Source organism: Pedobacter sp. Bi126, from assembly GCF_918698245.1.
Taxonomy (GTDB): domain Bacteria; phylum Bacteroidota; class Bacteroidia; order Sphingobacteriales; family Sphingobacteriaceae; genus Pedobacter.
In genome coordinates this window covers 535,333-557,385 of record NZ_CAKKMS010000001.1, presented here as the reverse complement: position 1 = coordinate 557,385, position 22,053 = coordinate 535,333, and the positions used below count along the sequence as shown (strand labels likewise).

Annotated in this window: 12 protein-coding genes; all 12 read left to right on the top strand. The window is 37.0% G+C overall.

Annotation, left to right across the window (positions count from 1 at the left end):
* Positions 1-219: 219 nt before the first annotated feature.
* On the top strand, positions 220-1,938 hold the full coding sequence (locus LQ201_RS02065; protein WP_230143877.1) for an FAD/NAD(P)-binding protein: 1,719 nt from the start codon (positions 220-222) through the stop codon (positions 1,936-1,938).
* 963 nt (positions 1,939-2,901) lie between these two features.
* Positions 2,902-5,904 (top strand): TonB-dependent receptor plug domain-containing protein, encoded by a 3,003-nt coding sequence (locus tag LQ201_RS02060; protein WP_230143879.1) that lies wholly within the window; start codon positions 2,902-2,904, stop codon positions 5,902-5,904.
* A gap of 30 nt (positions 5,905-5,934) precedes the next feature.
* Positions 5,935-7,518 (top strand): RagB/SusD family nutrient uptake outer membrane protein, encoded by a 1,584-nt coding sequence (locus LQ201_RS02055; RefSeq protein ID WP_230143881.1) that lies wholly within the window; start codon positions 5,935-5,937, stop codon positions 7,516-7,518.
* A gap of 20 nt (positions 7,519-7,538) precedes the next feature.
* Entirely contained in the window at positions 7,539-8,216 is a 678-nt protein-coding gene (locus tag LQ201_RS02050) for a hypothetical protein (protein ID WP_230143882.1), read from the top strand.
* A 9-nt stretch (positions 8,217-8,225) separates the two neighbouring features.
* Complete coding sequence (locus LQ201_RS02045) at positions 8,226-9,248, top strand: DUF5007 domain-containing protein (protein WP_230146587.1); 1,023 nt, start codon at positions 8,226-8,228, stop codon at positions 9,246-9,248.
* 35 nt (positions 9,249-9,283) lie between these two features.
* Positions 9,284-12,439 carry a SusC/RagA family TonB-linked outer membrane protein gene (locus LQ201_RS02040; protein WP_230143884.1) on the top strand — a complete coding sequence of 1,052 codons (3,156 nt, stop codon included), beginning with the start codon at positions 9,284-9,286 and terminating at the stop codon, positions 12,437-12,439.
* 10 nt (positions 12,440-12,449) lie between these two features.
* On the top strand, positions 12,450-13,973 hold the full coding sequence (locus tag LQ201_RS02035; protein WP_230146586.1) for a RagB/SusD family nutrient uptake outer membrane protein: 1,524 nt from the start codon (positions 12,450-12,452) through the stop codon (positions 13,971-13,973).
* 4 nt (positions 13,974-13,977) lie between these two features.
* On the top strand, positions 13,978-14,697 hold the full coding sequence (locus LQ201_RS02030) for a fasciclin domain-containing protein (protein ID WP_230143886.1): 720 nt from the start codon (positions 13,978-13,980) through the stop codon (positions 14,695-14,697).
* Positions 14,698-14,729: 32 nt separating this feature from the next.
* Positions 14,730-16,433: a DUF5008 domain-containing protein gene (locus LQ201_RS02025; protein ID WP_230143887.1), complete on the top strand. Its 1,704-nt coding sequence runs from the start codon at positions 14,730-14,732 to the stop codon at positions 16,431-16,433.
* 23 nt (positions 16,434-16,456) lie between these two features.
* The gene (locus LQ201_RS02020; protein WP_230143889.1) at positions 16,457-18,217 is read left to right on the top strand and encodes a DUF4983 domain-containing protein; all 1,761 of its coding nucleotides are present in this window, start codon (positions 16,457-16,459) and stop codon (positions 18,215-18,217) included.
* 15 nt (positions 18,218-18,232) lie between these two features.
* Entirely contained in the window at positions 18,233-20,164 is a 1,932-nt protein-coding gene (locus LQ201_RS02015; protein ID WP_230143891.1) for a M60 family metallopeptidase, read from the top strand.
* An 11-nt stretch (positions 20,165-20,175) separates the two neighbouring features.
* Complete coding sequence (locus LQ201_RS02010; protein ID WP_230143893.1) at positions 20,176-21,870, top strand: alkaline phosphatase family protein; 1,695 nt, start codon at positions 20,176-20,178, stop codon at positions 21,868-21,870.
* Positions 21,871-22,053: the final 183 nt, after the last annotated feature.

The window sequence follows — 22,053 nt, the reverse complement described above, 5'->3', positions numbered from 1 at the left end:
AGACATATATGTGTTATAGCGACCGCATTAAGATTGCTTCATCCAATGAAAAATTGGCTTCGCAATGACGATTCCTCATCGCTTATATTAATTCTTATATGATAAATTAACCCTCAGGAAGACAACCAGGACAATTATTCCGTGTTTCTGTGGTAAAAAGGCAAAACAATTTCACCTTTTTAAGATTATATGAAGGTGCACAAATAAAGGTAGCGATAAATGGATGTTAAAAAAGCAAAAAAGAAAATCGCTATTATAGGCGGTGGGCCAAGTGGCCTTTTCATGTATAAAAGATTAACAGAAGCTAAAGCCACCAACTTTGAAATAGACATCTTCGAACGCAAAAATTATTTGGGAGCAGGTATGCCTTATAGTGCCGAAGGGGCTAATGTAGAACATATAACCAATGTATCAGACAACGAAATTCCGATCATTTTTAATTCTATAGAAGATTGGGTAAAAATAGCACCTAAAGCGATTTTAAAAAAGTTTAACATCAGCGAAGAGAAATTTGACGAATACAAAGTATTGCCCAGGCTATTTTTTGGCGAATACTTATCTGCTCAGTTTAATCTCCTGAAAAAAGCTGCGGCTAAAAAAGGAATCAAAACCAATGCCCACTTAAATTGCATTGTAGAAGATATTATTGATGTTCCTGATGACAATAAAGTAGCCGTATGTGTTCAAAACCATGATAAACTTTATTTCGATCAGGTTATTATCTCTACCGGGCACAATTGGCCTAAAAAATATGAGGGCAGGATTCCTGATTATTTCGATTCTCCATACCCACCTAAAAAAATATCGTTAAAACTTGACCACGCTGTTGGCATTATGGGTTCATCGTTAACGGCGATTGATGCCTTAAGAACGCTGGCAAGGCAAAACGGAAAGTTTACAGACAATGAAGATGGAACCTACGCTTATGATTTAGAAAGCAAGGGATTTAAAATTGTAATGCATTCGCGTAGTGGTTTATTACCTGCTATCCGCTTTCATCTGGAAGATTCGCATTTAGGAAAGGAAGAAACGCTCAGCAAAGCCGAAATTCAGGCGAGTATAGCTAAGAACGGAGGGTTTTTACCCTTGGATTTTGTATTTGAAAAGAATTTCAAAGAAATGTTCATTGAAAAAGATCCTGTTTTTTATAAGCAGATTAAAGAAATGAACCTCGAGGAGTTTGTGGGGGGCATGATGGCATTTAGAGAAAAAATAGAACCTTTCGACCTTTTTAAAAAAGAATACGAGGAGGCCGAAAAATCAATAGAAAAGCGGAAATCTATTTATTGGAAAGAGGCCCTGGCTGTTTTAAGTTTTGCCATGAATTATCCTGCTAAGTACCTTTCTGCCGAAGATATGAAGCGGCTCCAAAAAGTATTAATGCCTCTTATTTCTATTGTAATTGCATTTGTACCCCAAAGTTCGTGCAGAGAATTATTGGCACTTCATGAGGCTGGTGTGTTGAGCATTGTTGCAGTTGGAGATGATGCTGAAGTTGAACCCTTAAAAACAGGCGGTGCAGATTATCATTATAAGGTAGATGATCAAAAGATAACCGTTCACTTCGACACCTTTATCGATTGTGTTGGTCAGCCACATCTTTCTTTCGATGATTTTCCATTTAAAAGTTTAATCAAAAATGGAACAGTTAGTCCGGCCATGTTGCAATTCCAGTCTGCTAAGATCGGAAAAGCAGAAATGAAGCATAATGATTTAGTGATAAGAAAAGGCAATACTTACTTTTTAACTGTACCTGGTATCACCATCAACGATCATTTTCAAGTGGTTAATGAAGCGGGACAAGTGAATGAAAGAATCTATATTATGGCCGTTCCGTACATTGGTGGTTATAACCCCGATTATTCCGGAATCGACTTTTGTGAGGCTGCATCTGAAGCTGTATTGAAGCGTGTTTTAGAAGAGAACGGGCTTACTTAATAAAATCTCCTACTTAGAAATATTACTAAATATATTTTTTGCTGAAACGAATGCTGCAGCTAAGAGAAAGCTTGATTTATGAAATCAATTAGTGTGCTTCTACAAAAAACAGCTGGTAAAATGGATTATTAATTGTTTTTCAAGGTTATAGACAGCAGCTTTTTTAAAAAGTTGGTTATTATGTTGATGTTTGATTTATTTGATAATTAAGAACAGAAATTACTTAAAATAGTATACCTTATTTAATTGCTTTTAAAGAAAAAACTGCCTAACGGAGTGTTGGAGCTTGTTTTGTGTAAAAAAACAAACGTTTGCGCTTAATTTGCGCAATGTCTTTTTAGAATTACAAAATTTATAAAAATGATATAGCATTTCTGGGCACAAGCGAGGCTGAATATGATTCTTTAAGCCTAATTTCAGTAACCTATCAAACTATCATTTAAAGCTTTTTCCTTAACAGTTATTGATTATTAGAATATCGTTTATAAAAAAAACAAAAATTAGTTGATTAATACCGCCGTTCAATGTGTATAGCCATTTATGGCTTAGCTTATTACGCATTTTTTAAGCAAACGTTTGCGTTAAGAAAAAATAAAAAACAACTTTCTTAATATATACCTTGCATTAACAAATCATAACTAGCCGATATTTTATTTTAGTATTACGAGCGTAAAGAATCTTGTCAACTAGCAAGAAAACAAATAATAAGTAAAATAACCAAAGAACCTCTAACCAAGGTATATAACAAACAAGCAAACAAAAACTAATCATTCTGATGCACGATTAGGTTGCATTAAGAATTAATATTAATCAATCTTAAACCACATTCCATGATCAAAAATTTTACTTTTTGTCTTCAGGCATTGCTTTGCCCAAAATCTCAAATAGGGACAATTTCTTAACTGTATTTTACCAAATCGAGTTTCTTCTTTAAACACTTAAACTTTTAATTAAACTAATAAAATGGCTAAAATTTATACAAGCGTTTGTATTGCCTTGTTTTTATCTGTTTTTGGATTACAATCTTTACATGCCCATGGGGCATGGCTTAAAACGGCTAATGGCAGTTATTTTGTTTTTCAACAAGATACAACAAAAGCTAAAAAAGATTCGTCCGCTTATTCCATTAAAACCGATACAATTGGCCAAATGGTTAGAGCATTACAGAAATTTAAAACGGTACGCGATACGATTAACATCCGTTCCTCAACACCTGTTCCGAATTTATCATTACAGCAAATTGTTAAAGGTAATTTGGCTGGAGTTTATGTACAGGAACCAAACGGCGAACCTGGAACTGAGCAAAGTATTATTGTGCAGGGTGCATCAGGTGTATTGTTTACTAAAAAGGATATTTATGCACTGCAACCGGCAGTGTACCTAAATGGTGTTCCATTGGTTCAGGATAATCCTTTTGCTTTTGATGTACAGAAATACGATTTTAACAGGATTGGCCCTGCTACTAATTTACTTTCACAGATCAGTATAGATAATATACAGTCTATCTCTGTAATTAAAGATCCGTTTGAATTGGCTAAACTTGGGCCAAATGCAGCAAATGGTGCTATTTATATTACTACGAAAAATGCGAGAGCAGCCGGACTTAGAGATATAAGTGCAAATGCCTATTTTGGGTTTGTAACCGCGCCAAAAGTAAATACTGTTAATGGTGTTTATGAAAATAATTTCCGTAAACCTTTTTATCAGAAATATGCCTCTGCCGAAAATTATGCAGGTTATGCATCTTATTTAAGAGATTCGACTAATACTGCATATTATGGGCCATCAAACTGGAATGATTTATACTATCAGAATACACCAACCTTTTCTGCTGATTTAGGTATTACAGGTGGTGGTGATCGGGCAAACTTTAGATTTTTTGGTTCGGGTACCCAAAATGCGGGTAGTGCTGATGATACCAATATCAATAAGTACAATTTATTTTTTGGTATTAATATGGCGCCATTTAAATGGCTTACTGTTTCGAGTAGTGTAAATGCTGCCCGTTTAGATCGGACCAGAAATAAAAGTTTACGCGATCGTTTTGCAGAAACAAGGTATATCCCCGATTTAACTAGTCCTTTATCTCCTAATTCTTCTATTTATGGAAGTTTCCTAAATGAGAATGATAAAAATGTAGACAATAACCGCAATACCATTTTAAATGGGAATTTGATATTAAGCGCCAGGGTTAACAAGTTTATTATTTCATCTAGTTTGATTTTTGACTACAATGAAGGGGTTAGGGATTATTTTACACCTTCTACCTTAATGGATGGTGTAAGTTATGTATCAAACTATTTCGGTTATAGCCAACGTTTATTGCAAAGTAATACCGTTTCTTATAAATATGAAATTAACAAAGCGAATACTGTTGATTTCGAAATAGGAGAGAGCTTTCAGGGCGATACCTATAAATATAATTATGCCAGAGCCTACAATGGTCCTAACGATTATGTAAAACTAAACTTTGTTGATGGTCGGGAGTTTATTAATGGAGCCTATAACGAAGATTACCTGAATACTTTAGCCAGAGGTGAGTTTTATGTTTTCAGGTATATAGATAAGGAAAGAAATAATTTAATGTCTTTCTATGGCTCTGCCAAGTATAGCTATAAAAACTTGTTAAATATAAATGCATTGCTAAGAAGAGATGGAGCATCGAATGGCCAGCCTGATAGCAGATGGGTAACTACGCCAGCTTTCAATGCTACATTTAATTTAAAAGAACAGTTTTTAAAGAACAATACTTTTTTTGATAACCTTAATCTTAGTGCTGGATGGGGTAGAAACCTGAGAATTTTTCTTGATGACAGGTATGCTGCTGGTCCTCAGTACCGTTCAGAAAATGGCTGGTTTGAAGAACCAACTATTCCTGGGTATGGTGGAAGGTTAGGAATTAACAGACCATATGAGAGCGGGTTTATTGGATATGGTATCACCTTACCTTTTTCTGATCGTACCAATATTACTTTAGATGCATCTTTCTTGAAAAATAGAATCAATGCAGCTATCTCGGCTTATAACCGCAACGATAATAACAATATTATTGGCGTTCCGGTTCCTTTCGAAACAGGTTATAGTGTTAACTACCAATCAGGATTGGACATTAATAATAAAGGTTTAGAATTAATGTTGAATGGTGTGATTATTAGCCAACCAAAAGGGTTAAACTGGAATACTACCTTAAATATCAACTATAACAAGAATGAAGTTAAGGCATTACCAAATGGTTTAACAGAGGTAATTAGTGGAGATAACAAATTAGCTGTTGGTAAACCTGTTGGAAGTTATTGGTTATATACCAATAATGGTATTTATAATACCAATACAGAGGTGCCAGCTGGTAGGACTTTTAATGGTATCCCGATGAAAGCTGGAGATCCAAATTGGGTAGACTATAACGGCGACAACCGCATAGATAGCAAGGATAAGGTTTTAACTGGAGATAGGTTGCCGAAATTTGTAGGTGGATGGAACAATACAATCGCTTATAAAAGTTTCGACCTGAATTTCAACTTTATATTTGCACTTGGACAAAAAGCCATTAACCAATACGAAGCTACCCGCTATGGTTTTATCAACCGCGAAGCTGGTAACGATATCAACTCGGTAAAAGAGGTTTCTTCCTGGCAGATATTCGATAACGAGAAAACATATCCAATTTATAACCCATGGAGTGATGTTGATGCTTACCGTGCAGATCAGGATTTATTCTTAGAAGATGCATCATACCTTAAACTAAGGTCGGTAACACTTGGTTACGATTTTGGTAAAACAGTAATCTTCAAACAATCAGGAAAAACGGTTAAAAGGGCATATTTATATGCAACAGCTATGAACCTGTTTACCGTTACTAAATTTTCTGGTGTAGATCCTGAGTTGGTGAACTACAATGGATATTATGATGGTGCCAATTTAACCATCCCAAGAACATTTGTATTGGGCTTTAAATTGGATTTATAAAATAATTATACAATTAACATGAATTATATAATGAATAAAGAAAATAGGTTTTGCAAAACTGCTGTCGCAATTTTTGTATTACTGATCGGCTTGGGTAACTTTTCTTGTAAAAAGATAGATGATGTACAATCTACAAGATTATCTACAGAAGAAACCAATTGGAAAACCTTAGAAGACGCAAAAGCCAACCTTTTATCTGTTTACGGCTTGCTTCGTTCGGCAACCGTTGCCGATAACGGACATTGGTTAATGGGAGATTTAAGACAAGGCGATTTTACCATTACTACACGTGCAGATTTAAAAGCTATTGTAAATGGGCAGCTTAATGCTTCTTACCCGGTAATTAATAGGATTACCAACTGGAGAAGGTTTTATGCAGCGATAAATTCTGCAAGTCTTTTTGTAGAGCGTGCTAAAGAGATTAAACAATTAGATCCTCGTTATACACAACTGAATCTTGATGTAGATGTAGCTCAAGCCAGAATGTTAAGAGCCTTTGCTTACTTTTACATGAGTAGAATTTGGGGCGATGTGCCTTTACTTACTTCCTCTCACGATGGTGAGTTTATAAAACTAAGCAGAACGCCGCAACAAAAAGTTTTAGCATTTGCAACCAATGAGTTATTGGCCGCGGCTAAGGTGGTACCTTTTAGGTATGGTGGTACCGATCCCATTATGCCGGGTTTATATTATGGAGCTAACTGGCCATCATGGAACGGTATTGTTTTTACCCGATTATCTGCATATATCCTTTTAGCGCATATCGCCGCATGGCAGGGTAATTATATCGATGCAGCCATCTATTCGAAATTCGTTTTAGATAATCAATCAACCCAATATTTTGTTGATGGTGCAAATCCATTAGATTATATTGATATGAATGCGCTAACCGAAAATCAGAATAACTACAGCCCATTTGCCTATAAAAGGGCAAACTTAATGGTTGGTTTTCCTTTTGAGGCGGGTAACGGTTTATCAACCGCTAACGGGCACTTGGAGCAACTAACCTTAGCTTTTCCATTTATTCCAAAAACACAGCCAGAGATGTTTGTATCAAAGGACACCATTATTCGTGCCTTTACCACTCCGTTTGATCTTCGTTTTGGCGTAGATCCTGTAACGAACTTATACAGAACCAATTATTTCTATGGGTTTGAATCGGAGCGCCCGATTTTTAATAAAGTAAAAGTTATTTATCCATCTAATACATCAGGTAATGTAACCTTATTCAGTTCATCGATGGTGTTTAGCAGGATGGAAGAAATTACTTTATTAAGAGCCGAGGCCCTTGCTGTTTTAGGTTTAAGAGACGAAGCACTTACCGCACTGAATAGGGCATGTGCATTGAGGGGTTTCAGTTTTACAACTGCTACCCCAGATTTAGTTGCCGCAATTTTTCAGGAGCGTAGGAGAGAGTTAATGGGTGAAGGTTGGAGATGGTATGATATTATCAGATATAACAGAATTAAAAACCCTCAAACTGTTTTTGCCACTAAAAACGGTACTCCAATGACCTTTAAACAGTTTGAAAATGCTGGTGGTATTTACTGGCCGGTATCACAAGATGTAATTAATGCAAACTCATCAATTACTCAAAATCCATATTGGCAATAACCTACCTAACTAGTTATAAAATGAAAAATTTATCATATAATAGAATTACATTTTTTCTCTTAGGGCTTATTTGCTTGTGCTTTACCGCCTGCAAAAAAGATGATTCGCCTTATCACGATTATGTAAATACACAGCAAACTTTTAATGGTTCGGCAATGGATTACTTAAGGGCACAGCCTAAAGGTACATTCGATTCTTTGCTATTGGTTTTAGACCGTTACCCTTTCCTAAAGGATTCCCTAACGAACCAAAAAGTAACACTTTTTGCACCAGTGAACAAAAATTTTGAGGCCGCTGAGAAGTATTTAAACATGGTACGTAAAAACCAGGGGAAAGCACCAGTTTATTTATCAAATGCAGATCCCAACGAATTGGGCTATATGCTTTGCAAATACATCATTAGAGGAGATAGAACTACCGATGCGTACATCAACAATGTAGATGGCATGTTATTGAAAAACATTGTAATCGACTACCAGATGCACATTAAATATGTGAAACTGAGTTCTGCAGGTTATATAGGCGGTGGGCCAGCAACATTGAATTTTAGCGATACTTATGGTTCTATTTTTACAACCTATTGGGTAACCACTACAACCAACGCAGTTAATGTTAAAACCAATAATGCCATTATCAATATACTCACACCAATACACAACTTTGGTTTTGATGAATTCACCTACAGATTGAACAATTAAAAAGTGATGATGAAAAATAATATAAATCTATTACGAATATTCTTAACCATATTGATTGGTGGCATAGTCTTATCGTCATGCAAAAAGAATTTACCCGAAGAGCGTTTATCCATAGCCAACGATTCTCAGTACATACAATACTTATATCAACCTGTTCTTGGTAGAAATTCCTTGTTTGCCAATAATTTCCAATACGGAAATTCGAGCAGGCCGTTGGATTTTAAGATTGTAAACATGCGCACTTTTACTGGCGAGCCGGCACCAGAACTAACCAATAATTACCCGGTGTTAGTTTGGAAAACGGCTTACAATGGTACAGAGAAATCGCTAAATGAGATCAATGCGAAAAGAGTGATAGAAAACCATCCATTATTTGAGGTAAGACCACATTCTGGAGAATTTTTAATGTGGGCCGCGGCAAATTCTAACATGATAAAAGCACAACCAGATTCTGGTTATGTTTTCGATGTCGAAATGTCGAATTCAGGCGGAAGAAAGTATTATCAGAATTTTCGTCTGCGCCCACTACGCGAACGACCTTACGAGCCATCTAATCTAGATCCTGTTACAGGTCAGGGCACTTCGGTTTCTGTGAATCCTACCAGTGTAAATATTACGGGCGAACGTGGTCAGCCTTTAAGTACCGGAAGTGATATTCAGGTATTATTTAAAAAAGCGGGTAACGGTAATAGTATTACATTCAAGTTTGTAGATACGCTATCCAATCCGATCAATCCAGATAAGTTTGCCGCTACCGATTGGGCAAATCTCGTGCATGGATTTAACATGATTAAAGACGCCACCAAGGTGAAGTATGATGTTGCATACCCTATACCGTTAAGTGCATACCCAACCAAATACACTACACTTTCTGGAGATCAGGCCCGAATAGTTTTCAGATTTAACAGACAGGCTTTTGGTAACGTGCTTCAACAATGCTTCTTAGCATTCAATTTTAATATTTATGAAAAGGGAGACTGGGAGGTAACTTTCTGGTTTAAGCGGGACAAACCAAAATTTGATAATGATTAATGGAACAGTATAAACTAAAACAAAACATATTTCCGATGAAGTATTTTTACACCATAGTTATTTTATTGATTTTTGGTTTCCAAAATTTAGCTATTGCCCAGCAACGTATTGTTGTAACCGGGATAGTTATAGATGGTTCATCAAAGTCAAAAGAAACAATACCCGGAGTTAGTGTTACCAGTGGAGGCAGTTCATTAGGTATTACAGACAATAATGGTAAATTTAGGGTAACCGTAGCTGGTAACGCTTCTTTAACATTTAGTTATGTGGGTTACGAGTCTACTACAATAAAAGTAAACAACCGAACCAATATTTCGGTTACTTTGGGTACTGATAACAAAACCTTAAAAGAGGTAACGGTTACAGCCGGTTACCAAACCAAAACAAAAACGTTAATGACCGGCTCTGCGGTAACCATATCTGGTAAGGATATTCAGGGTCAGCCAGCTGGCGATGTAATGTCGTTACTGCAAGGTAAGGTAGCGGGTTTAAACATCCAGAATAATACTGGTGCTCCTGGTTTTAGGGGTAATGTAACCATCCGTGGTATTTCGAATATTAACGTTTCTGGTTCAGGAAATGGTTCATTTTTAACACCAACCTCTCCATTATTTGTAATAGATGGGGTACCTGTTGATGATAATACCGATTATTCTTATGGCTTTCAACAAGCAGGCCCCGGTGTTTCGCCAGCCTCACAAATTCCACCAGAGGATATTGAAGATATTACAGTTTTAAAAGATGCAGCAGCTACAGCGCTATATGGATCTAGAGGTGCTTATGGTGTAATTTTAATTACCACGAAGCGAGGTAACTCGAAAGTACCAGTAGTACGTTATAATGGTTCGGCATTTATGTCAACTGTTCCTCAATTGCGTTCGGTAATTGGTGGTAAGGGCGAGCGCTTGTTAAGAATCGATCAGATTTTGCGTTACGATACCACATTAAATCATGCTATCGATTTAATCAATTCTACTCCATTTTTATCTGATAGTTTAAATGCTTATTATAATAACTCTACAGATTGGCAGTCTTATTTTTATCGTCAAACTTTTAACCAAACCCATAATTTAAATATTTCTGGGGGAGATGTGAAGTTTAACTACAAGGTTGCATTAGGAGCTTACGATGAAAAGGGTATCCAAGAAAATACCGGATATTCTCGTTATAATTTGAATATGAATATGAGTTATGCACCAAGCCGAAAGTTTAAGCTAGAGGGGCAGTTGAATAACTCCATACAGAAACAACAAACCGGCAGTGGTAACGGACTCCAGAATTCGGGAGTGGCGTCCGGAGGAAGTTCATCCTCCTTGCTGCCTGCGCCCTCGCTCTACTCTTCAGTTAATTCAGTCCTAGGGGCATTAACTACGGATAATGATAATAAGGTATTAAATACTTCAGCACAGTTAAATGCAGAGTATGAGATTGTACCAAATCTGAAATTAGGTTCGTATTTAAATTATACCGCAAAATCGAGCACGAAAGATAATTTTTCTCCGGCGGCACTAAATTCGAATCAGGCAGAATATTATACCTATAACGATCGGGCCACTACCTTGTATAACCGTAACCAACTTACCTATGTATACTCATTAAAAGAAGCTGGTGAAGATGCGCATAACTTTTCTGTGTTTGCGTTCTCAGAGTTAAGAGCATCATTCTTTAAATCGGATGCAATATTAAACGATAGGGTAGTAAATGATCAGTTGAGAGGACCGTTAACCAACATGACAGATTATTTAACGTCAAAAGGTGGAACAATTGGTTACACAGATTTAAGAACAATAGCCTTTGCTGGTGCATTCTCTTATAACTATAAGCAAAAATATGTAATCGATTTAAACTATCGTGTGGATGGACTTTCTACTAATGGGCCGAATGCAGGTTACAAGAAAAATCCGGCCATTGCAGTTAAATGGAATTTTGACAGGGAAGAATTTTTAGGAACTCCAAAATGGTTAGATTATGGTGATTTCCGTTTAAGTTATGGTTCTAACATTACACCTAATGGTAATATTTATCAGGCCTATGGTAAATATTCTGGCGGTAACCGCTACAATAATAGCAACACGGTAATATCCAACTTAGATTTCTTGCCAAATTTAAGTTTAGAACCAACTAAGGCTACCACTTACAATGCAGGTTTTGATATCGGTATTTTTAACGGTAAATTCACCTTAGCTATGGATGCATATTATAAACAGACTGATAATATTTTCCAGGAAAAAGCACTTTCTACAGCTAATTCATTTAATCAAATTGCTTCTACAGAAATTAGTAACGTTAATTACGGCTGGGAGTTTCAGGTTACCAGTAGACCATTAAATGCAACTAGTCCTTTTAAATTGACCTTAAGTGCAAACTTAGCGATTAACCGAGAGATACTTGCGGCCTTACCTGATGGGTTAAGGGAGAAAATTCGTTTTGATACAGATTTAGGACAAGATATTTATTACCGTTTGGGTATTAACTCTTTGTCTAACTATTTGTATAATACAAAAGGTGTTTACAGTACAAATGCTCAGGTTCCTGTAGATCCACTTACTGGTTTGCCTTATCGTATTGGTTCAAACGGTCTTTTGAACTATTTCAGGGCAGGCGATCCAGTATTTACCGATTTAGATGGTAACTATGTTTTAAACGAGTTCGATAGGGTTATTGCAGGAAATTCACAACCTCAAATTACTGGAGGGTTTTTCACATTAGTTCAATACAAAAACTGGAGTTTAGAGGTTAACACTTCATTTACCTTACAAAGAGATATTTTAAACAACAGTTTGGCATCGCAATTTGCACGTTTTGGCAATCCAAATCTTTTGGGCAATCTGGTGCCGTTATCGGAGTACAGTTACTGGGCAGCACCTGGCGATATGGCTACTTATGGTAACCCATTGGATTTTGTTAGAGCGCAATTGTTAAGTCCATTCAGGTACAACCAAACCTTGTTCCAGGAAGATGGATCGTACTTTAAATTAAACTCGGTAAAAGTATACTATATGTTTAATCAAAAGTTTACGCAACGCTTTGGTATGAACAGGGTAAGCATTAACGCTACGGCTTCTAACCTAGGTTTTATTACGCGTTACAGAGGACCCAACCCAGAAAACGTAACTGCATTGGGTAGAGACGATTCAGGAGGTTATCCTGCCTCAAAACAATTTGCATTGGGCTTAAATATTGAATTTTAAATCGGAAATGATGAAAGCGAAAAATATAAAATATTTACTGGTTGCTACCTTACTATTTATCGTAGCGCCTGGATGTAAGAAGTTTCTTAATGTTGAACCAATTGATGCGCTATCTGGAAACAATTTTTGGCAGACCAGAAATGATGTTGAAGGTTTTACTAACGGAATTTATTCTCGATTAAGAGATAAAATAGGTTTTAGTGTAATAATGCCTGCACTTGATGTGAGAGGGAACTTTGTAAAAGTTGTTGGTACCATTGATAATAACGGAAATAATGTATTTAACAATTTAATTGCTAATAATTTAAAACCTGCAATAACTGGCTCAACAACATACGATGGTAGGTTAAGAGCCATTATGGATTGGAAAGCCTGGTACGATATTATTGCGGCAAGCAATATATTGTACTACGAAGTAGATAATGTTCCTTCTTCTGCCTTATCAGATGCAGACAGAAAAAGATACAAGGCGGAAGCGGTATTTACACGTAATTTAAGTTACATGTTTATTTGTAAATTATTTGGCGATGCCATTTACTACACAGAACCTTATAACAGCAAAGCCCTACCACGTACGCCACAGGTAGAAGTAATGAAAAAGTGTATTGCAGATATGAATGCTGCAAAAAATGATCTTCCAGAAGCTTATACCGATGCATCGTTAATTGGATTGAGACCTACAAAAGCCAGTGCAGTTGCGCTGTTAATGCATTTAAACATGTGGGCAGCAGCCTGGGATACAGGAGATAAAACTGGATATTATAAATCGGTTTTAACACTGGGAGAAGAGATGGCTAACTATAAAAATTATTCATTGTTGCCAATTACCGTAGAAAATACACAAAGGATTTTTAAAGGCCGCTCTAGCGAAAACTTATTTGGTGTTTTGCAGGATTATAATTATGGTGAAACATTCTCAACCTTTTCCAATTATTCTTATTTCTTTTCTCATTTTCCTATTCGTGGTGGTATAACTAAAACCACCAGTTTTATGGCCTATGATAAAGATTACATCAACAAACTTTTTCCTGCTGGTACACCTGATGCCAGGGTATCCGTATGGTTTGAAAACTATAATGCTGATAATAATACTTTCCAGTTTAAGAAATACATTAATGTATATGCAACTGGATCTGGTGCAAGTTTGAGTATAAACAGTGATGATAGTGCGGTGATTTTTCGACTACCAGACGTGTTGTTACTCGCTGCAGAAGCTGCAGCAGAACTTGCTGATGATGCTACAGCACGTACCTATGCTAATCAGGTAAGAGCAGCAGCAGCGGCACCGGCATTTACCACCAGTGGTGAAGAATTGAAAAATGACATTTATAAGGAACGCTGCAGAGAATTAATTGGCGAAGGACAATTCTTTTTTGATCTGGTACGTACAAAAAGAGCTGTAAACACAGAGTATTCGAAAGCAGTAATCAGTGTTGGTAATTTTAACAATGGCGCATGGACCTGGCCTTTAATCATTAGTAGCACTGAGCGTTCTGCTAATCCATATTTAGTAGGTAATAACTTTTGGAATTAAGACGATGAAAATACAAAACAAAAATAAAGCATTTTTACTGGTATTGATCGGTACTCTGCTCATGTTTGCGAGTTGCAAAAAATACTATTTCGATACTGGCGTACACGATCCAAAATACAATGGAAGTGTGTTACAGTATATGAAGGCAAAACAACCATTCTTTGATAGTACGTTAACAGTGATCAACTTAGCTGGAATGAATGACGTATTGGACAAGGAAACGATAACTTTTTTTGCGCCGCCTAGTGGTTCTGTTTTCAAAAGTATTAAAAGACTTAACGAGTATTTAAGAAGTAATGGTAAGGATACGGTATCGAAACTCAGCCAGATTAAACCAGAAGTATGGAGAAACACGCTTTCTCAGTATATTTTTAAAGGTGCTAACTTGTTAAAGGATTATCCACAAAGAGATACGCTTTCGTATCTTGCTTATCCAGGGCAAAATTATACTTCTTATGGAGGGCGTATCATGAATGTCGGTGCAATTTTTAGCGATGCAGGTGGGGTTAGTTATGCCGGTTATCGTCAGTTATTTTTAGCTTATATCCCAGACTTATCTAATCCACAAGTAGCCTTGCAGAATAATCCTATTGCTACTTCAGATATACAGACTACAAATGGTGTATTGCATGTATTAACAAAAATTAAACATAACCTTGGTTTTAATACCGATACGTTTATAGATCAAGTAGTTGCAGCTGGCATTTTACCCCCTACACCATAGCTAATTATTTATTAATATAAATTAACAGATACATGTTAACAAACATAAAATATAGAACAGGCTTATTGGTAGCAGTGGTGATTAGCCTTGCTAGCCTAATGGTTTCTTGCGAAAAAAGTAAGGGACTGGCCGATGATCCATACGCTGGTGGGAAACAGGTTTTAGGGATTACTTTTATTTCTAAAACTACCGATCCTGATATCGTAAATGCTGGAACAACTTTAAATCTTCAGGTTAAAGGCTTAATGAAATATAAAGATAATTTTAAGCTGTATGTAAATGAGATCGAAGCAGAAGTGCTAAATTATACTGATAGTACCATTCAATTCAAGGTTCCACTAACGGCGAGTACCGGAAGTGTTTGGATTACTTCTCAAGGTCAAAGCTTTTTTGGACCAATTGTTAAGGTTGGAGGAAAAGTAGCTGTAGACCCCACTTTTAAAATAATAAACGGAGCTGGCAATGTTGCTGCTGCGGGTATAACAACAGTTTTTGATATCGAAAAACTACCTTCTGGGAGGTTTTGGTTAGGAGGAGGATTTACAAGTTTTGAACAAAGAGGTACACTGCTATCACCTAATGGGGGTATAGCTCAAATAGATGCAGATGGTACATACATTACCTCAGATATTAATTTTGGAAAAGGGGTAATGGGAGGAATTGGAATTATTACTTCGATTAATAGAATATCTAGCGGTTCACAGAATGGCAAATTTATTATCGCAGGTAGTTTTTCTTCTTTTAATTCTTGGCGTTTAAACCGACAAACACTAAATAATATCACTAGATTAAATGCCAATGGTACTTTAGATACCATTAAAACTGCAGATAAAGATGCTCTTGGTAATTCACTAGTGCCAATTGTTAACCCTAAACCTGGAGAAACCTGGAAAAATGGTGATACTGTTGCTGCATTTAATGCAGGGGTAGACGGTTTGGTGAGAAAAACCTTTGTCTTTGGAGAGCAGATTTATATTGTAGGTAGTTTTCAGAACTTTAAAAGGATGTATTATCCAAATTCTAGTTATGATGAGAAAGTTTACGATGTAACCCGGATGAAACAGATTGTGCGTGTAAATGCAGATGGATCTATGGATTCTACATTTCATTATAATAAAAACACACGTCAAAGTGCTGCTGCAGGAAACGGTGGTATTTCCGACGCCACGATGCAGAGTGATGGTAAACTTATTTTAGTAGGTGGTTTTACCACTTTTAACGGGGTAACGGCTAACAGGATTGTTCGATTAAACTTAGATGGTTCTGTAGATCAGAGCTTTAGTGCAGGTGCTGGTGCTGATGGAGACATTTATTCGATAAGGTACAATAGCACTACCGATAAAATTGTGGTGAGTGGTAATTTTACCACTTTTAATGGAAAAGCTTCTTCTGGCATTGCTTTACTAAATTCAAACGGATCATTAGTAAGTACATTTATCGGTGCTTCTATTACTGGCGGTATAGCTACTTTCGCTGGCCAACTTAATAATGGTAAAATAATAGTTGCAGGCTCATTCAATAAATATGGTGATTACTTGCGCCAAGGCTTTATGATATTGGAACCTAATGGCCAGTTGGCTGTGGGCTATAACAATACAGGAGGTTTTCAGGGTAGGATAAGTGACATGATTGAAACACCAATATCAAATGGTTCGCAGGTGATTTTGGTAGGTGATATCATCAGGTTTAATTCCATATTGCCACATAACGTACTTAGATTAATCATTTCTAATTAACTGTACACTTTAATTACACAGATATGAAAAAAAATATAATATCAGTTTTTAATGTAAAAACTATAGGTACTGCACTCGTTTTGGGCTTTGTTCTACTCCAATCGGCCTGCAATAAAAATTTTGATAGTGTACTTCCTAAATCATTCAGAAATGATACGCTTGGTTTAGGTACCAATGCTAAAAAAGTGTTGTACATTATATTGGATGGGGTAAAGGGTTCGGTTGTTAGCAGCCTGGCACCGAGCAACCTGACACAAATTACTACAAATTCGATTTATTCTTATGATGGAGTAGCCGATTACCAGAGAAATGTGATCACCAACGCAGCATCCTGGACTACCATGCTTACTGGCGTAGATTATACTAAACATAATGTTACCACAGAGGCTTTCACAGGCTTAAATTTGCAGCCAACTCCAACATTATTTAGCGGAATTAAATCAACTATACCCAGTGCGAGAACGGTTTCTTTCGGTGCAACAGCTGCATTTAACGATAACCTAGCGACTGATGCAACCGTTAAACAAACCCTGTCTGATGATGCTGCAGTTAAAACTGCAGTTATTACTGAGTTAACCTCAAGCAATCCATCACTATTGGTAGCACAATTTCACAGCGCAGAAACGGCTGGAGCAGCTAATGGATATACTGCGTCTACAGCAGCATATACTACAGCTATTAATACATTAGATAGCTATGTTGGAGAAATCTTAGCAGCCTTAAGGGCGAGAAAGACTTATGCTCAGGAAAACTGGTTAGTGGTAATAGCATCTAATAAAGGCGGTGGTCCTACTTCGGGTGGTGGTGCAGGCTCAAATATCTATGCCGACGATTCCCGTAATACTTTTGTGGCTTTTTACAATCCTAAATTTAAACCGAACCCTGTAACAAAACCTGATGTAAGTAATCTTCCATATGCCGGAATCGGTGCAAAGTTTAACGCAACCAATGGTGCAGTACAAAGCGATCCTAATTTTTTAAATTTAGGTACAAATGTCGAGGCTACCATACGTTTTAACATCCGCTGGGATGGAAGTGCCGGGAATTCAGGTTACTGTGCTATTCTCCAAAAAAGAGGCCTTACTAGTGGAATAACCGGAGGCGTACCGGGTTGGGCCTTTATAAAAGACGACGGTGGCATTATTACTTTTAACGCGAGTTTCACCGGGACTACTGGTAACAGCCAAACAAAAGGGCCAACATCACAAAAGATAGATGATGGAAAGTGGCACTCTGTTGCGGTAAGGTTTTTTAACAATGGTACTACCCATACGGCCAGTATGTTTGTTGATGGTATAGCTGCGCAAACCGCTAATTTAGCCTTAACTGCAGGTAGTGGAAATTTAAATACCACAGCGCCTTTACAGTTTGGAAAATATACTAATGTGGATTGTTTTATTACCGAATTTGCAGTTTACAATATAGCTATTCCGAATGCAGATATTATAGCGGCAAGTAAAAAAACGCCTTTAACGCCAATAACAGATCCATATTACAATAATTTAATAGCCTATTTTAGAGGTAACGAAGGTGTTGGAAGTGTAATAAATGATGTGACTGGCAAAGCACCTCAAATGAATTTAGTAGGAACACCTAATTGGACTAATTTTGCTGATATTTCTCCAAATCTGTCTCCTTCAATATCCGAAGCAGCTTTTAAAGCTGTACCTAATGGTGTTGATATTCCCGTATTAATCTATAATTGGATGAATATTGCCGTACCAGCGCAATGGAGTTTAATGGGTAAATTTTATAACCCTTCAGTTACTTTGCAAACAAACTAATTAAATATTAGAAATATGAAACTCAATCATTTCACAATATTATGCGCCGTTGCCTTAGTGTTAGGCGTAACAGCTTGTAAAAAATACGGTTACAACATTCCGGATGGTTACCCTGACGATTCTCAGAATGTTGCTGAAGGCAAGATTGATACCAACATGAAGGTGATCGATAAGTCTATGTATGCTAAGGCTAGGGTATTTCCAGGTTTGGTAGATCAGTCAGAGCCGCGTGTACAAAATGCTAAATTTACCTTAGATTTAAATTTTACCGATCAAACTGCTGAGAATCTACGCATTTCAGTAGCTCCAGAGCCGCAGTACAGCACTGGTTATTACGCTGCTCCAGGTGAACTGGTTAAAATAGAAGTTCCGGCAGGTATCGAAGGTTTAACTGTTCAGGTTGGTGGCCATACCGATAATCTTTCAGGAAAATCGCCATTGTTAAGAGATCCGGTAATTTATATGCGCCAACAGTTATATGCTGGTGCTAACTATGTACGTAATTTATATGGCGGTACCATTTATATCCGGGCAGGCAGAGCTTATCCAAATCCTGTTGAATTTACCATTACCAATGCTTGTGTTTCTCCTGATTTTATTCTTGGCCAAACCGTAGATGCAGACTGGGTAAATAAGGTGAAAGCTTCGCAGGTACCTTGGTTGGAGCTACGTAGCAAAAGGGTAATTTTCTTGGTGCCGAGAGATAAAATTATCGCTACATTTTCGTCAGCCGAACCCTATACGAATCCAACAGTTGCTTTGGGCAAATGGAACGACGTATTTGATTTGGATTACAACGCCTGGATGGGTTTATCAGATAATGCAGTAGATGCAAGAGATAAAAGCCCGCAGGGGCCGTGGAGAGGGATCTTGGATATTCAATTATCAGTAGGTTACGGCCACAGTGGTTTCCCTTTTGTGGGTTTGAACGATAGTGAGTGGTTTAAAGGTTTTACAAGTCTAACAAACATTACTACCAGTAACGGGATGTGGGGTTCCTATCACGAATTCGGACATAATTGCCAACAAGGTAGGGTATGGAGTTGGAGTACCTTAGGCGAAACCACCAATAACCTGTTCAACTTTAAAGTGGCTAACAGAATTGGCGCCAATTATAATATTTTGCATCCTGCAGTTTCAAGTGGTTTTCCTCAGGCCATAACCTATGCATCTGGTACAGGTACAAAAAATTTCGATACCGATGGAGCAATGAATGATCCGTTTAAAAGGATGACACCTTTTGTTCAGATTTTTGAGAAATATGGTTATGGAGCCATGACCTATTTGTATTCGGAAGCCAGGCATGCAGCACGTTTAAACTCTAGCGATATTACCATGCATAATTTTGTGTATGAAAAATTATCTGACTATGCCCAAACCGATTTAGCTCCATTTTTTGATGCCTGGGGTATTAATTATAGTGATGCTGTAGCTGTTAAAATGTCTAATAAATATCCTTTATTAACAAAACAGCTTTGGACTTATAATCCTTTAAATAAAACTGGAGGAACAGGTACTATTACTTATACTACCACTGTTGTGTCAGCAAGTTCTCCTGCGCAAGAGGGATCAACCGCTGCTTTGGTAGATAATAATTTAACTACCTACTACCATTCTCAGTATTCAAGCCCAACACCCGCACAATCATTTCCTTTTACCTTCATATTTAATGCGGGTGCTAATATTGCAATTAAGGGTATGTATTTTAATGGTAGAGCTGGTACCAATAGGGCTGGGGATGCTAAAGACATAGAAATTTTTAGCAGTAGAGATAATATTAATTACACCAGCATTGGTACCACTACTTTGCCTAATACAGCCAACAGGTTCGAATATATTTTCCCTAATGGAAATGTAAATGCCAAATTTTTCAAAGTAATTGTTAAAAACGGATATACCACTAATCCTTATGTGGTATTTGCTGAAATGAATTTAATTAAGCCATAATTTAAGAGATCATGAAATTAGATAATAAAATTTTTAAAGTCCTTTCATTTGGGCTTCTAAGCGTCTTAATTTATTCTGGCTGTAAAAAGTACGATAATCCACCGCCAGTATACGAAGATCTAAAAAGGGCCACAGGTTTGCAGCGTAAGGTGTTAATTATCAGTATTGATGGGTTAACAGGAACTGAGCTACAAACCGTAGCACCCACTAATATTACACAACTACAAAAAAACTCAAAGTACAGCTATAATACCTTAAAAACAGCATCTGATGCTGCAGGTTGGGTATCTTTGTTAACTGGCACGGGTTTTTCAAAACATCAAATCAGTGGAGATAATTTCGAACGGGTTGCAGATCCAAATGGAGATGATCACGCGCAAATTGTATCTTACCGTAATGTTTTTGATTATGTAACGCAGTACAAAGCGGTAAAAACAGCCTTAGTTACGCCTTGGGCTAACTTGCGCAATTACATGCGTAATGCTGATTTTTCTCCTGTTGTAACCACCGACCAAGCAGTTAAAGACAGTACGATAAGCATCTTAAATAGCCAATCAGGTTTGGGCACAATTGCTGTTAATTTAAGGGAAGTAGAAGCCGCAGGCGCTAACGGGGGATACCTAGCCACTAATGCGAATTACAAAAATGCAATAATAAAAGCTGATGAATATGTTGGTAATATTATGACGGCTTTAAAAGCCAGAAAAAATTATTCAAATGAAGATTGGCTTGTGATCATAACCAGCAATCATGGTGGCAGTAGCGCCAATCCAACTAATGGTTTTACATTAGTTTATAATTCTGCTTTTAAAGCTTATGAACTAAAGAAAACAGGTTTTAATCCAGTTTTATTCAACAATGCTACTGGCAGAGCTACCTTAACTAATGACAATAATCTTTACGATGCTGGCGAAACAAAAAGCTTTACAGTACAGATGGATGTGAAATTTAATTCAGTTCCAAGTGGCTACTCGAGCTTTTTTAGTAAGAGTACTAATCTAAGTGGCCAGGCAATTACAGGTTGGCAATGGGCACTTTATCCTGGTGGCAAGTGGGTAATTACTACTGGAGGAACTTTAAATGGAGGTGGTGGAAAGCAAGATGTAACATCGACAGATTCTCCAGGAACAGATTGGCATACCTTAACCATGACGGTGGAGTACATCAATTCAACAACGCGGAACTTAATTATGTATATAGATGATAAACGTCAAAACGCAACTGCGTTAAATATTACTGGCAGAAAAAGTTTAAGCACAACAGAAGGATTTAGAGTAGGCCATAGAACTGGTGATAATGATACACCTACATCTTTTTATGGTGCTAATTTAGCATATTTTAATACCGTTTTAAGTGAGGCAACTATTAAAAGCAATTTGGGCTTGAAAGATATTACGAAGCATACTAATTATGCAAATCTGACTGGTTTTTGGCCAATGGATGAAGGAGCAGAGGGCAGTTTCTATAACAAGGCTCCCGGTGGTTATAACATGGCACTTTCAGGTTTGTATAGCTGGGCGAATTTAGGGGCTTCGTACCCTCCAGGTACAACACCTGAGCCTGTAACATCATCCTTATCAATTCCATCTACAGTTAGTGATGTTTCTGCACTTACTTTGTATTGGATGAAAATAAATATCCTATCTGATTTCGGTTTTGATGGTAAAACTTACCTCAGCAACTTTGAAATAGAATTTTTAAAATAGTAGTAGTTCAGTTAGTAAAACCCTTTCCGCCTGAGGTGGCAAAGGGTTTTTTCTGTTTTAGGTGTTTGCAATGCATACTAAGACATCAGTTTATCCTTATAAATTTCTCTCCTCCGTAACATATTTAAAACTCAAACGTTTGCGCTAAAACAATTTCATTATTATCAGTTAATCATCAGTAAT

What these genes read in the sequence shown, in the direction of transcription:
- LQ201_RS02010 (WP_230143893.1), top strand. Translation starts at nt 20,176, where the DNA reads ATGAAATTAGATAATAAAATTTTTAAAGTCCTTTCATTTGGGCTTCTA.
- LQ201_RS02055 (WP_230143881.1), top strand. Translation starts at nt 5,935, where the DNA reads ATGAATAAAGAAAATAGGTTTTGCAAAACTGCTGTCGCAATTTTTGTA.
- LQ201_RS02050 (WP_230143882.1), top strand. Translation starts at nt 7,539, where the DNA reads ATGAAAAATTTATCATATAATAGAATTACATTTTTTCTCTTAGGGCTT.
- LQ201_RS02060 (WP_230143879.1), top strand. Translation starts at nt 2,902, where the DNA reads ATGGCTAAAATTTATACAAGCGTTTGTATTGCCTTGTTTTTATCTGTT.
- LQ201_RS02035 (WP_230146586.1), top strand. Translation starts at nt 12,450, where the DNA reads ATGAAAGCGAAAAATATAAAATATTTACTGGTTGCTACCTTACTATTT.
- LQ201_RS02015 (WP_230143891.1), top strand. Translation starts at nt 18,233, where the DNA reads ATGAAACTCAATCATTTCACAATATTATGCGCCGTTGCCTTAGTGTTA.
- LQ201_RS02030 (WP_230143886.1), top strand. Translation starts at nt 13,978, where the DNA reads ATGAAAATACAAAACAAAAATAAAGCATTTTTACTGGTATTGATCGGT.
- LQ201_RS02020 (WP_230143889.1), top strand. Translation starts at nt 16,457, where the DNA reads ATGAAAAAAAATATAATATCAGTTTTTAATGTAAAAACTATAGGTACT.
- LQ201_RS02045 (WP_230146587.1), top strand. Translation starts at nt 8,226, where the DNA reads ATGAAAAATAATATAAATCTATTACGAATATTCTTAACCATATTGATT.
- LQ201_RS02065 (WP_230143877.1), top strand. Translation starts at nt 220, where the DNA reads ATGGATGTTAAAAAAGCAAAAAAGAAAATCGCTATTATAGGCGGTGGG.
- LQ201_RS02025 (WP_230143887.1), top strand. Translation starts at nt 14,730, where the DNA reads ATGTTAACAAACATAAAATATAGAACAGGCTTATTGGTAGCAGTGGTG.
- LQ201_RS02040 (WP_230143884.1), top strand. Translation starts at nt 9,284, where the DNA reads ATGAAGTATTTTTACACCATAGTTATTTTATTGATTTTTGGTTTCCAA.